We start from the raw sequence: 13,167 nt of genomic DNA, 5'->3' as shown, positions 1-13,167 counted from the left end.
GCCGACTCGCTGTGCATCACCGCATCACAATCCCGCCACCACCGAAATCGCTTGCTCCAAACGGTCGACGGCGTGGACTTCCAGTCCGTCGATCGGCTGCTTCGGCGCGTTCGCCTTCGGAATGATCGCAATCGAGAAGCCGAGTTTGGCCGCTTCCTTCAGACGATCCTGCCCGCGCGGACTCGGGCGAATCTCGCCGGCCAGCCCCACTTCGCCAAACGCCACGATCCCACGCGGCAACGGCTTGTTGCGCAGCGACGAATGAATGGCGAGCAACACAGCCAAGTCGGCCGCCGGCTCGGTAATCTTGACGCCGCCAACGGCATTCAGGAACACGTCCTGATCGAAGCACGCGATGCCTGCGTGGCGGTGCATCACCGCCAGCAACATCGCCAGACGGTTCTGCTCCAACCCCACCGCCAGACGCCTCGGGTTAGGCACCTGCGCGGTATCGACCAGCGCCTGCACTTCGACCAGCAACGGCCGCGTGCCTTCCTGCGTTACCAGCACGCACGAGCCCGCTACCATCTGCTCGTGCTGCGACAGGAACAACGCCGACGGATTCGCCACGCCGCGCAGCCCCTTTTCCGTCATCGCGAACACACCGAGTTCGTTCACGGCACCAAAGCGGTTTTTGAACGCCCGCACCAGCCGATACGACGAATGGGTGTCGCCTTCGAAATACAGCACCGTATCGACAATGTGCTCAAGCACGCGCGGCCCCGCAAGGCTGCCTTCTTTGGTCACGTGCCCGACCAGAATTACCGTCACGCCGCTCTGCTTGGCACAACGCGTCAGTTGCGCCGCACACTCACGCACCTGCGCCACCGAACCGGGCGCCGAACTAAGCGCTTCGGAATACACGGTCTGGATCGAGTCGATCACCACCACGTCGGGCTTCTCGGACTCGATAGCGCCGAGAATCTTCTCAAGCTGAATCTCGGCCAGCAGATCGAGATCGCCGCCACCGCCCTCGCCCGCCGCGCCCAAACCGAGACGCTGCGCACGCAGTGCGATCTGTGCGCCCGACTCTTCACCACTCACATAGAGCGCGCGACGCTCGCGCGACAGATGCGCCAGTGATTGCAGCAGCAGTGTCGACTTGCCGATGCCGGGATCGCCGCCGATCAGCACCACGCCGCCCGCGACGAGACCGCCGCCGAGCACGCGATCGAATTCACTCACACCGCTGGAGAAACGCGGCACATCGGAGGCTTCGATCTCCGCGAGCTTGCGGATCGGCGTGCTCTTGGCGAGCGACTGATAGCGGTGGCCGGTCGACGTTTCCGGCACGGATTCGACGAGCGTATTCCAACCGTTGCAATGCGGGCACTGGCCAGCCCACTTGGGGCTCTGGCCACCGCATTCGGTACAGATATAGACAGTCTTGGCTTTGGCCATGCGCTCGCTCAGTGCGCGTGCACGGGCACGCGACGCGCCACGGCACACATCAACTCGTAGCCGAGCGTGCCGGCCGAGGCCGCCACTTCATCGATACAGAGGCCACGGCCCCACAGCGTCACCGAGGTCCCGACGCGCGCCTGCGGCACCGGCGTCAGATCGACCGCCAGCATGTCCATCGACACCCGCCCGACGATCTGCGTGCGCACACCATCCACCAGCACCGGCGTGCCCGATGGGGCCACGCGCGGATACCCGTCGGCATAACCGCAAGCCACCGTGCCGACGCGCATCGGCGCTTCGGCGGTGAAGATGCTGCCGTAACCGACGGTACCGCCGGCCGGTACTTCCTGAATACCGATCAGTTCCGATTCGAGCGTCATGGCCGGTTGTAGACCGAGGTCGGCGGCCGGCACTTCGAGCCCCTTCGGCGACGAGCCGTACAGCATGATGCCCGGACGCACCCATGCGCCATGCGTCTCCGGATGGAAAAGCGTCGCGGCCGAGTTGGCGAGACTGCGCTCGCCCGGCACATCGCGGGCGCCACGCTCGAAAGCGGCCACCTGATGCTCGATGCCACGGGGGCCGTCGGCGTCCGAGAAGTGCGTCATCAGCACGATCTGGCTGACGCCGGGAATGGCACGGGCCCGCTCCCACGCGGCGCGATAGCGCTCGGGGGCAAAGCCCAGCCGGTTCATGCCCGAATTCATCTTCAGTTGCACGTTGAGCGGCTTGGTCAGACGCGTGGTCTCGAGCATGCGCAGCTGGTCGTCGCTATGCACGGTCGTGGTGAGACCGTACTTGTCGACGATGGCAAGATCGGACGGCGTGAAGAACCCTTCGAGCAACAGGATCGGGCCGGCCCAGCCGAGTTCGCGCACCCGCACGGCCTCGTCGAGATCGAGCAGGCCGAAGCCGTCGGCGTCGCGCAGGCCGGGATAGGCATTTTCAATGCCGTGCCCATAGGCATTCGCCTTCACCACGGCCCAGACCTTGGCGTTGGGGGCGTGGCGACGGGCGACATCGAGATTGTGGGCAAGCGCTGCGGTATGAATCGAAACTTTGATCGGACGAGGCATGGCAGGATTGAGGACAGAAGAGAGGCGCCACCGGAACACGGCTTCAAGAACATGAGTTCAATGACTGGCTGAAGCGGTGGTTCAAATACACTGCATTGACATGCCCCGCGCGAATTGGTGCAATTTTGTGCGAAGGGAAATGACACAGGGTGAACCACAGCATTTCAGGCATGCCCGAAGGTGCCGGCGGCATAACGCATCGGCATATTTTCGTGTTATAAAGCCGTGCGCACAACTTGTTTTGCCGAAATCTTTATCCCGACAACAATATCGGTCAAAGACCGAGGGCGACCGGGCGCCCGACACGGGGGCTACAAGGCCGAATATACGGCCCATTAGCGACACATGCATGCTTGATGAGCGCAGATACCCCTGTGTTTAAGCCCGGTTTCATCCCGTTTGGGTGCCCGACGCGGGCACCGCGGATTCCGACAACCGAGACACGCAAGTTTTACGCCGCACGGGATCGACTCAAGTACCGATGAAGAAAGGCTTTTACACCATCATGGCCGCGCAGTTTTTTTCGTCGCTGGCCGACAATGCATTGCTTATTGCAGCAATCGCACTTCTGAAAGATCTGCATTCCCCGCAGTGGATGACTCCGCTGCTCAAACTCTTCTTCGTTCTCTCGTACGTCATTCTGGCTGCCTACGTCGGCGCTTTTGCGGATTCCATGCCCAAAGGCCGCGTCATGTTCATCAGCAATTCGATCAAAGTGGTCGGCTGCATGATGATGCTGTTCGGCTCGCATCCATTGATCGCGTACGGCGTAGTCGGCTTCGGCGCGGCGGCGTACTCGCCCGCGAAGTACGGCATTCTCACCGAGCTCTTACCGGCGGAAAGACTCGTCGCGGCCAATGGGTGGATCGAAGGGCTCACCGTCAGTTCGATCATTCTCGGCACGGTATTGGGCGGCGCGCTGATCAGCCCCCATGTCTCCGAATGGATTCTGTTGCGCACGCCCGAAGTCATCAGTTCGCCGGCCATGGCCGCGATGGTGATCATCATGGGCATCTATGTGATCGCCGCCCTGTTCAACCTGCGCATTCCCGATACCGGCGCACGCTATGCGCGTCAGGAACGCAACCCGATCAAGCTGGTTTCCGATTTCGCCGACTGCTTCGTCACGCTGTGGCGCGACAAGCTGGGCCAAATCTCACTGGCGGTCACCACGCTCTTCTGGGGTGCCGGCGCGACGCTGCAATTCATCGTGCTGCGCTGGGCGGAAAAAGCCCTCGGCATGACCCTGTCGGAAGGTGCGATTCTGCAAGCCGTGTCGGCGGTGGGCGTGGCCATCGGTGCCATCGTCGCGGCCTCGCGCATCCCGCTCAAGCGCTCGCTCTCAGTCCTGCCCGTCGGTATCGCCATGGGCATTGCCGTGATGGCCATGGCCTTCTTCTCGAAAGATCTGCTGCCGTTCGGCCAGCACTGGAAGGTGCCGCTGTATCTGATCATCGCGTACATCTTCCTGATCATCGTGGGCGCGCTCGCCGGCTTCTTTGTCGTGCCGATGAATGCCCTGCTGCAACACCGCGGCCACGTGCTGCTGTCTGCCGGCCACTCGATCGCCGTGCAGAACTTCAATGAGAACCTGTCGGTGCTGATCATGCTGTGCCTGTACGCGCTGCTGATCTGGTTCAACGTGCCGGTCGGGATCGTCATTGTTCTCTTCGGCTTGTTCGTGTCGGGCACGATGTGGCTCGTCATGAGGCGCCATCAGGCCAATCAGCGCGAATTCGATTCGCTCTCGCTCATTGGCGAAGTCAAGCATTGATATGAATTCGCAATCGTCGTCCGCTTCGCAAACCTCCACAGGCATTCCCATTGCGCTGACCATCGCCGGCTCGGATTCGAGCGGCGGTGCCGGCATTCAGGCTGATCTCAAGGCGTTCTCGGCGCTCGGTGCCTACGGCGCGAGCGTGATTACCGCGCTGACCGCGCAGAATACGCGCGGCGTGACCGACATCCACACGCCGCCCGCGACCTTCGTCACGGCACAGATGGACGCCGTGTTTCAGGACCTCGATGTGGATGCCGTCAAGCTCGGCATGCTGGCCAACGCTGAAGTCGTGCGGGCGGTGGCCGCCGGTTTGCGGCGCTATCAGCCGCGCTTTGTGATTCTCGACACGGTCATGATCTCGAAGAGCGGTCATGCGCTGCTGCAACCGGATGCGGTCGCCGCGTTGCGCGACGAACTGCTGCCGCTGGCCGACCTGATTACGCCGAACCTGCCCGAAGCCGCTGCACTGCTGGGCGTTGCCCCGGCCACCAACGAAGATGAGATGGAACAGCAGGCGCAGGCATTGCGCGCGCTGGGCGCTCGCAACGTGCTGGTGAAAGGCGGCCATCTGGGCGGTGATCTGAGTCCGGACTGGCTCGTCAGTGCCGAGGGTGTGGAACGCTTCAACGCACCGCGCATCGCCGCGCACAACACCCACGGCACCGGCTGCACGCTGTCGGCTGCGTTGGCCGCATTGCGCCCGCGCCGCAGCGACTGGTCGAGCACCGTGCGTGACGCGAAGGCCTATCTCAACGGTGCACTCGCCGCCAGCGACGAGCTGCGCATCGGTCACGGCATCGGCCCCGTGCATCACTTCCACGCGATCTGGCCAAAGGCATAAGCCCTACCCGGCCCAGCCCACCGGCTTAACCGGTCTAAAGCGACGGCGCACCATCGTCGGCACTCGCTGCCAACGCCCGGCGCGCCGCCGCATCGGCACGCTCCGCCAATTCTTCGATGCGATGCCGCGCGCGCGGCGCCCAGTAGTCGGGCACGATGAAACCACGCTCGCGCTCGATCCAATCGCTTTGCCCCGCCGCCGCACCCGCGACCGGTGCCGCCCGCGTTAGCGACACGATCAACAGCGGCTCCGCAACCCCTCGCTCGCGCCAGTGCGTCTCGATGCGCTCACGCATGGCCGCGAGCGAGAACACCGCATGTTCGGCCACGCGCGCAGGTGCCAGCCAACGCACGCGCGGCAGAATGGCCCACGCCTCGTCGGCCTGCACATCACCCGCAGACACCGCCTGCTGCGCGTGCACCCACCACTCGTCAAGCGTCGCCCACCATCCGCGCCCATGCGTCTCGGCGGCGACCTGCGGCAATACGGAAGGCTGCGTGAGCGGATGGAACAACCACCCTTTGAGATAGACCTGCGGCAACCACGGGCCGGCAGCGGGCAATGCACTGCGCACGGCGTCGAAGGTAGTCAACCGCAATTGATGACCGAGCAGCCGAGCCACCTTGTCGGCGAGACTGTCGGCGAGATTCGGACCCAGCCAGTGGAATTGGAGCGAACGTTCGTCCAGCGGCGGCACCTGAGCGACCGGCCCGGCCGGGGGCACGAACAAATAGAGTTTGACGGCCAGTTCCCAGTGCAACAACCGGCGGTCGGCGCGCCGCTCCAGCAGGAAGTCGCATTCGCCCAGCGTCATGTTGCCGCGCCGGACGTCGCGCACTTGCAGACCTGCGGCCAACAGTTCAAGCGACGGGCTGTGCATCAGCGCGAAATGCAGCAACTGCTCGGCATAGCGTCCGAGACGATTACTTTCACCCTGCTGCACGATGAATTCGCGCAGCGGTTCGGCGTCGGCATCGCAGGCGAGCAACCAGTCGTGCAATGCCGATGTGGCGCCCTGCCCGTCATCGAGGTGCGCCAGCGCCGCGGGAAACCGCGCGGCACTGAGCAGATCGTCGGACAACAGAAGCCACGCGAGGTCCCGTACCGGCGGCTCGCGCAGCGTTGCAATCAGTTCGCGATAGGCTTGTTGGCCGGAGTCGATTCGCACACCGCCTCGTAGGTGGCCCGCGCCAGGCACCAATCCGTCCAGGCTTTGGCCTTGTCGGGCAGACTGCGTAACAGATATGCCGGATGGTACGTCACGATCACCGGCACGCCTTCATACTCATGAACACGTCCACGCAGGCTGGCAATGCTCGCCTGCGTACGCAAGATGCTCTGCGCCGCAAAGCGCCCCATCACCACGATCACGCGTGGTTTGAGCAACGCGACCTGACGCTTGAGATACGGCTCGCAGCTTGCCACCTCGTCCGCCTCAGGGTCGCGGTTGCCGGGCGGGCGGCACTTGAGCACGTTGGCGATATAGACGTTCTCGCCACGCTTGAGCGCCGATGCCCGCAGCATGTTGTCGAGCAGCTTGCCCGCCTGCCCCACGAACGGCTCGCCCTGCAAATCTTCCTGCTGCCCCGGCGCTTCACCGACGAGCAGCCAGTCGGCTTCACGATCACCCACGCCGAAGACGGTTTGCGTACGCTTCTCGCACAAGCCGCACAACTGGCAGTTGGCCACGCGCTCGGTGAGTGCTTCCCAATCCAGTGTTTCGACGGCGGGCAACGCCGGGCGCTTCTCCGCTTCCGCGGCACCGCCATCGCGCACGATCGACCACAGCGCCGCATCGGCTGCCGCATCGCCGTCGCCATTACCCTCGCTGTCGAGCCACATCGGGACATCGTCGGGCGGCATATCGCTCGTCCTGCCGGCATTGCGCGCAGGGGTCGGCGCCACCGGACGCGGGTCGACGGCACGCGCTGCCGGTGCGACAGACGGTGTGACGGGCGACGTGGCGGGCGATGTGACGTCCCAAGGCGGCAGATCGTCAGCAGCAAGCCCGGCACCGACCACCGGCGCGGCAACTTCCAGCGTCGCGACATCGCCGTCCTGCACGGCAACCGCATTAGCAGCATCGGCGGCAGCCGCAGCCACCGCTTCATGCGACATCCACACAGGCCAAAGGCCGAACTCTTCCAGAATTGCTTTAGGCCACGGCACGATCGGTCTCCCACGACAGGCGCATCACGATGGCGTCTTCGCGACGCCCGCTGGCCGGATAGTATCCTTTGCGCCGGCCGATCTGTTCGAAGCCAAAACGCTCGTAAATGCGCAGCGCGCGCATATTGGACGGCCGCACTTCCAGCAGCACGCCACCCATGCCTTGCTCTCGCGAGGTGCGCACGATCTCTTCGAGCAGCGCCACGCCCAAGCCGTTGCCCTGCATTTCGGGCACCACACAGACGTTGAGCAGGTGCGTCTCGTCGACCACCGGCATCAACAAAAAGTAACCGAGCAGCGAGCCGTCCACGGCCCGCAGGCACACGCCCTGATGCCCGGCATCAAGCGAATCGGCGAAGTTTTGACGCGTCCACGGAAACGGGTAGGCGCGCACCTCGACAGCGATGACCTCGTCAAGGTCGGCCAGCGTCATCGGCGAGAAGTGATTCGGGCCGGTCTGGCGCATCAGGACGCCCCCTTGCCGTCAGCCTGTGCCGCCGCCTGCTTGATCGCTTCGCGTTCGGCCGTCGTCTGCGCCACCTTGTTACGGATATAGACGGGCATGGCCTGATCCGCGGGAATCGCTTCGCCGCGGGCAAACGCGCGTGCCGCCAGCGTCGCCACATAGCGCGCACGCGGCATCGCGTCGGCCAGTACGGCCTGCGCCTGCTGGGCGGCGATCAGGCGATCGCCGAACGCAACGACGGCATTCCCGGCGACGACAAACGGCGCATCGGGGGCGCGCACGAGTTCAGCGGCATCGAGCGAAGGCGCTTGCGCCTCGCGCCAGTCGCCAGCCGTGGCGTCCCAGACGTAATCGGCCCAATAGGCCTCGTTCATACGGGCATCGAGCGCCACGAGCACGCGCTGCGTGTCGACGTGCGTCGCGCGGGCCGCTTCGGCGCAGGCCAGCAGTGTGCCGACCGGCACGACCGGCAAACCGGCGCCGAAGGCCAACCCTTGGGCGACGCCGCACGCCGTGCGCAGGCCGGTAAACGACCCCGGTCCGGCGCCAAAGGCAATGGCATCGCAGTCGGCGAGTGCGAGCCCCGCCTCGCGGAGCACGTCACGCGCGGCCGGCAGAATATGGGTACTGGAGACGGGACCGGTGTCGAGGTGACGCTCGACGACGAGCGCCGGTGCGTCGCTGGCAGGATCATGGCGATACACGGCAACCGAACAGAATTCGGTCGACGTATCGAGGGCAAGAAGCGTAATCGAAGACATGGCGCTATTGTAATCGGGCACACCGCGAGCAACCTAGCGGATCGACGCAGGAAATCGAGAGATCGCGCGCATCCACTGACGCCCGTGCAGGTGGAAAGATCGACGCCCGATGCGGGCCTTTTCACCCCGTGTAAATGCCAACGTGCATTTCCCAAAAAAATCAGGTATAATTCGCGCTTCGCTTTTCGGGGCACCATGTTGTACCCCATCAGGCGACGAAAACTGCGTTTTGCCCCAATCCTGTGATAAGCCTTTGTAGTAGTTCTTGCCGGTACTGGCGTTCCTAACCGAACGACCCGCCACCGTCCCCTGGCTTACGATACGGATTTCGATCCGCTTTCTGCCCCATCCGCGATTTGCTTCCTGCTTGCGACGAATTGGGTTTGCCGATTGGCGCCAACGCCCCAACGTAACCCTATCAATCCGCAAGAGGATTCATGGAACAGACATCCAAGATGTCTGCGCTCGCGCAGACCTATTTCCCTTCGTCCGAAGAAAACGCAATCGACGCAGCCGCGCCGCAAGTTGCAGCTGTTGCCGCCGTTGCTGAAGGCCCCACGTTCGCCGAACTCGGCCTGAACGAAGCCATTCTTTCGGCACTCAACACCGCCGGTTACACCAGCCCGACCCCCGTGCAGCAGCGTGCGATTCCCGCCGCGCTCGCCGGTCGCGACCTGCTGGTCTCGAGCCCGACGGGCTCGGGCAAGACCGCCGCTTTCATGTTGCCCGCGATTCACCGCTTTGCCGAAATGCAAGCCAGCGGCGACCTCGGCAACCGTGCTCCGGCCGCTCACCCGCGCAACCAACCGGCTGCCCCGGGCGAAAAGCCGCGCAAGGGCCAACGCATTCGTCGCGTCGCCGCGCAACCGCTGCTGCTCGTGCTCACGCCCACGCGTGAACTGGCTCAGCAGGTGTCGACGGCTGCCGACACGTACGGCAAGCAACTGCGCCGTCTGCGCACCGTCAGCATTCTGGGCGGCATGCCCTACCCGCGTCAGCTGGAAATGCTGGCCAAGCAGCCCGAAATCATCGTGGCAACGCCGGGCCGTCTGCTCGACCACATCTCCAGCGGCAAGATCGATCTGTCGCAACTGATGATGCTCGTGCTGGACGAAGCCGACCGGATGCTCGACATGGGCTTCATCGACGACATTCAGACGATTGTCGACGCGACGCCGGCAACCCGCCAGACGCTGCTGTTCTCGGCAACGATCGACGGCCGCCTGAGCGAAATCACGCGTCGTCTGCTGCGCGATCCGGAAACCATCGAGATCACGCGTAGCAACGACCAGCGCACCAACGAAAACATCGAACAGATGCTGCACTATGTGGACGACCGCTCGCACAAGGATCGCCTGCTGACGCACCTGCTCGGTAACGACTCGCTCGACCAGGCCATCGTGTTCACGTCGACCAAGCGCGACGCCGACCTGCTGGCCGATCAACTCGAACAAGCCGGTTTTGACAGCGCCGCACTGCACGGCGACATGCCGCAAGGTGTGCGTAACCGCACGCTGCGCGCCCTGCGCGAGCGCAAGGTGCGCGTGCTGGTGGCGACCGACGTCGCTGCCCGCGGTATCGACGTGCCGGGCATCACGCACGTGTTCAACTACGATCTGCCGAAGTTCGCCGAAGACTACGTGCACCGCATTGGCCGTACGGGCCGTGCCGGTCGCCGTGGCGTCGCCGTGAGCCTCGCCGCACACGCCGAAGTCGGCGCCGTGCGCCGTATCGAACGCTACACGCGTCAACCCCTGCCGGTGAACGTTGTGGTCGGCTTCGAGCCGCGCCGCTCGGCCCCCAAGGCAGGTGCAGGCACCGGCGGTAAGCGTCCGGGCCAAGGCCGTGGCGGTCCGCGTCAGGGTGCAGGTGCGGGTGCAGGCCGTTGGAGCAATAACGGCCCGCGTCAAGGCGGCAACGGTGGTGGCGGCTATCAAGGCGGTCAACGCTTTGGTGGCGCAGGCAAGCCGGCTGGCGGCACTTTCGAGCGCCGTGAAAGCACCGGCTACCAAGGTGGCTATGCGGGCGGCGAAGGCGGCAATGGTGGTAATGGCGGCAACGCCGGCAACACCAGCGGCTTCTCGAACGGCAGCGGTACCGACCGTTTCGAGCGTCGCGCATCGCGTCCGTTCGAAGGCAACCGTCAGGGTCAGGACCGTGGCACGGGCGGTGGTTATCGCCAAGATCGCGGCGGCTACGGCGGCGGCAATCGTAACGGCGGCAGCGGCGGCGGTTTCAAGCGTCGCGGCGACTAAGTCCGTGCGGCGCCGGTCACTTCGATTGGCGCCACCGGCGACGTAGTCAAACTCGCCCGCAGTCAACGCATTAGTCAAAGCAATAAACAACACCCCGGCAGGTGGGACGTCAGTCCCGCCTCCGGGGTGTTGTCATTTGGGGGCATTCACGATGCGTTGAAACTCGGTGACCTCGCGACGAACCTGCGCGGCATCGTGATCCCGGCCAGCGTTCTCGCAGCCGGTGGCGTACCAGCGAGCCACATTGGCGACGGCCACCGGGTCACCTGCGAACCGAAAAATCGCTTGCGCATGACCGAGGCAACGCATCAGCCCGTCGGGCGACGGGAGTCGTGCAAACGCCTCGATAGCGCTCTGAAGCAGTTGACTGGCGACCTTGATCTGACTAGCCCTGTAATAGGTGAGGGCATCGCCCTCGTGGACGAGTCCCAGCGTTTCGTACTCAGCATCCGACAGCCTTTCATGTTTCTCGGAAAGAATCTGACTGATCGATCTCCCACCGATAAATGCCCCGCACATCAGCCAGTCATACTCGGCCGGCGTGATGGCGCCATCACCGTCGCCAAAGCAGTCCGCCATCAGCGGCAGGCGAAGATCGACGCCGGGTACCCGAAGATGAACCGGCGGCCCGAATGTGGCCAGTGTCGGCGGTTCGTAAGCGAGGTCGTCAGGCTTCGGCATCAGCATGCGCGCGCGGGCATCGGCCGTCAGATGTCGCAGCAGATACAGGCTGCTCTCCCCTGCTTTCAGCGGATATTCGCCCGTCGCGCTCAGATACCGCTGCCCTTGCAGATACGAGCCAATATGACACCGGGCCAGCGCCTCCAGAATCGAACGTTTGCGTGAACCGTTCGAGAAGATGTCCTTGATGTGATCCCACGGCCCCATCTGCGTAACGTCGCGTCGAAACCGCTCAAAGGCGGCGTGTGACTCGACGGCACCGCCCGCCTCGTTGAACAGGGTGTGGTGGAGCGCACGAACGGCCTCGCTAATCGCGTTGGCGCGAACATCGCTGAGTTGTTGGGAGGGATAACCGTGCAACGGAAGAGATAGGGAGCCGGCGGGGAGCATCGCTGTGCCTTTGACGTGTCGAACGCAACCATGCGTTGGCGCCAGTCACCGGTCATGGGGATCACGCAGGTGCCGCCGCGCCCCGACTATCGCGCCGCCCGCCGCCCGGATATTTCAGGAATCGCCGAACACATGCGGGCGGGCTCCCAAACGCTTTGTGCATCAAGCCGTCACGCGGCTACGCAAACCGGTCCGTCGCCTCGATCAGCCAATGCAGAATGGTGGGTTCGTTGAAGGCGTGACCCGCATCAGGCGCCCAGAAGAAATCGGCCTCGGGCCAAGCTTTATGCAATTCCCACGCAGTGCGCGCGGGCGTCGCCACGTCGTAGCGGCCCTGCACGATCACGCCGGGAATGCCGCGCAAGCGCCACGCATCGGCGATCAGTTGATCGGGCTTGAGAAAGCCGTCGTGCACGAAATAGTGGTTTTCGATGCGCGCAAACGCAATCGCGTAGTGCGGGTCGCCAAACGCTTCGGTCAGTGCCGCGTCGTGCAGCAACGTGATCGTGCTGCCCTCCCACATGCTCCACGCACGGGCCGCTTCGATTTTCGCCACCTCGTCGTGGCCGGTCAGGCGCTTGCGATAGGCGCGCATCAGGTCGCCGCGCTCTTCCAGCGGAATCGGCGCAAGAAACGCATCCCATCGATCGGGGAACAGCCACGACGCGCCCTCTTGGTAATACCAATGCAATTCCTCCCGGCGCACCGTGAAGATGCCGCGAACGATCAACTCGCTCACGCGTGTGGGGTGCGTCTGCGCATACGCCAGCGCCAGCGTGCTGCCCCATGAGCCACCCAGTACGAGCCACCGGTCGTAGCCGAATTTTTCGCGCAGGCGCTCGATGTCGCGCACGAGATCCCACGTGGTGTTGTGGTCGAGACTCGCGTGCGGCAACGACCGGCCGCAACCGCGCTGATCGAACAGCGTGATGCAGTATTTCGCGGGATCGAACAGCCGACGTTGCTCGGGAGAACAGCCGCCGCCGGGGCCGCCATGCAAGAACACGGCCGGCTTGCCATGCGGATGGCCGCACTGCTCCCAATAGATTTGATGGCCGTCGCCCACATCGAGCATGCCGCTCGCGAACGGGGCAATCGGCGGGTACATCTGGCGCAGGCGCTCGGGGCGCGCTTCCACCACGTTGCCGGCGGTGCGCGCGCCGGGCGGCGACGGCGGCGTCACGGCGTGCGGATCGCGATGTGCATCGTAGGGGGTGTCATCGGGAAAGTCGGCTGGCATCGGCATCCTCGCGTCCATCGTTCATGGTCAGAGTGGCGAGGTTCAGTGTAGCGCGGCAACTTCAACAAGACAAAGCAGCGCCTGCGCTTCGGCCCGTGGCTACG

Annotated in this window: 11 protein-coding genes; 3 read left to right on the top strand and 8 right to left on the bottom strand. The window is 64.2% G+C overall.

Going from position 1 to position 13,167, the window contains the following annotated elements; translation table 11 throughout:
• Positions 1 to 24: 24 nt before the first annotated feature.
• Both radA and alr read right to left on the bottom strand, forming a co-directional pair.
• Positions 25 to 1,401 (bottom strand): DNA repair protein RadA, encoded by a 1,377-nt coding sequence (gene radA, locus PIN31009_RS18430; protein ID WP_058380337.1) that lies wholly within the window; start codon positions 1,399 to 1,401, stop codon positions 25 to 27.
• Positions 1,402 to 1,409: 8 nt separating this feature from the next.
• Complete coding sequence (gene alr / locus PIN31009_RS18425) at positions 1,410 to 2,480, bottom strand: alanine racemase (protein ID WP_150686508.1); 1,071 nt, start codon at positions 2,478 to 2,480, stop codon at positions 1,410 to 1,412.
• Between the two features lie 481 nt (positions 2,481 to 2,961).
• Between alr and lplT the strand changes: the two genes are divergently transcribed.
• Entirely contained in the window at positions 2,962 to 4,254 is a 1,293-nt protein-coding gene (gene lplT, locus PIN31009_RS18420; RefSeq protein ID WP_150686507.1) for a lysophospholipid transporter LplT, read from the top strand.
• 1 nt (position 4,255) lies between these two features.
• Complete coding sequence (thiD, locus tag PIN31009_RS18415) at positions 4,256 to 5,101, top strand: bifunctional hydroxymethylpyrimidine kinase/phosphomethylpyrimidine kinase (RefSeq protein ID WP_150791222.1); 846 nt, start codon at positions 4,256 to 4,258, stop codon at positions 5,099 to 5,101.
• Positions 5,102 to 5,135: 34 nt separating this feature from the next.
• Here the strand turns inward: thiD and PIN31009_RS18410 are convergent, their stop codons facing one another.
• Genes PIN31009_RS18410 through tsaB form a run of 4 tightly spaced genes read right to left on the bottom strand, consistent with a single transcriptional unit; the run spans position 5,136 to position 8,497 of the window.
• Entirely contained in the window at positions 5,136 to 6,269 is a 1,134-nt protein-coding gene (locus PIN31009_RS18410) for a DUF1853 family protein (RefSeq protein ID WP_174997276.1), read from the bottom strand.
• Positions 6,230 to 7,270 carry a uracil-DNA glycosylase gene (locus tag PIN31009_RS18405; protein WP_150791220.1) on the bottom strand — a complete coding sequence of 347 codons (1,041 nt, stop codon included), beginning with the start codon at positions 7,268 to 7,270 and terminating at the stop codon, positions 6,230 to 6,232. Before PIN31009_RS18405 ends, PIN31009_RS18410 begins: the two co-directional genes overlap by 40 nt.
• Positions 7,257 to 7,736: a ribosomal protein S18-alanine N-acetyltransferase gene (rimI, locus tag PIN31009_RS18400; RefSeq protein WP_150686503.1), complete on the bottom strand. Its 480-nt coding sequence runs from the start codon at positions 7,734 to 7,736 to the stop codon at positions 7,257 to 7,259. The genes PIN31009_RS18405 and rimI overlap by 14 nt, the downstream gene beginning before the upstream one ends.
• A complete protein-coding gene (tsaB, locus tag PIN31009_RS18395; protein ID WP_150791219.1) occupies positions 7,736 to 8,497 on the bottom strand; it encodes a tRNA (adenosine(37)-N6)-threonylcarbamoyltransferase complex dimerization subunit type 1 TsaB in 762 nt (253 codons plus the stop codon). The genes rimI and tsaB overlap by 1 nt, the downstream gene beginning before the upstream one ends.
• Positions 8,498 to 8,952: 455 nt before the next feature.
• Here tsaB and PIN31009_RS18390 point away from each other — a divergent pair, with 455 nt between their 5' ends.
• Complete coding sequence (locus tag PIN31009_RS18390; RefSeq protein ID WP_150686561.1) at positions 8,953 to 10,752, top strand: DEAD/DEAH box helicase; 1,800 nt, start codon at positions 8,953 to 8,955, stop codon at positions 10,750 to 10,752.
• Positions 10,753 to 10,884: 132 nt separating this feature from the next.
• Here PIN31009_RS18390 and PIN31009_RS18385 read toward each other — a convergent pair whose 3' ends face one another.
• Complete coding sequence (locus PIN31009_RS18385; protein ID WP_150791218.1) at positions 10,885 to 11,823, bottom strand: hypothetical protein; 939 nt, start codon at positions 11,821 to 11,823, stop codon at positions 10,885 to 10,887.
• A 178-nt stretch (positions 11,824 to 12,001) separates the two neighbouring features.
• Complete coding sequence (gene pip, locus PIN31009_RS18380) at positions 12,002 to 12,931, bottom strand: prolyl aminopeptidase (protein ID WP_150791316.1); 930 nt, start codon at positions 12,929 to 12,931, stop codon at positions 12,002 to 12,004.
• Positions 12,932 to 13,167: the final 236 nt, after the last annotated feature.

It is taken from the genome of Pandoraea iniqua (assembly GCF_902459685.1).
Taxonomy (GTDB): domain Bacteria; phylum Pseudomonadota; class Gammaproteobacteria; order Burkholderiales; family Burkholderiaceae; genus Pandoraea; species Pandoraea iniqua.
Note: the sequence above shows the minus strand (reverse complement) of the source record. Positions and strands in the feature narration are given on the sequence as shown.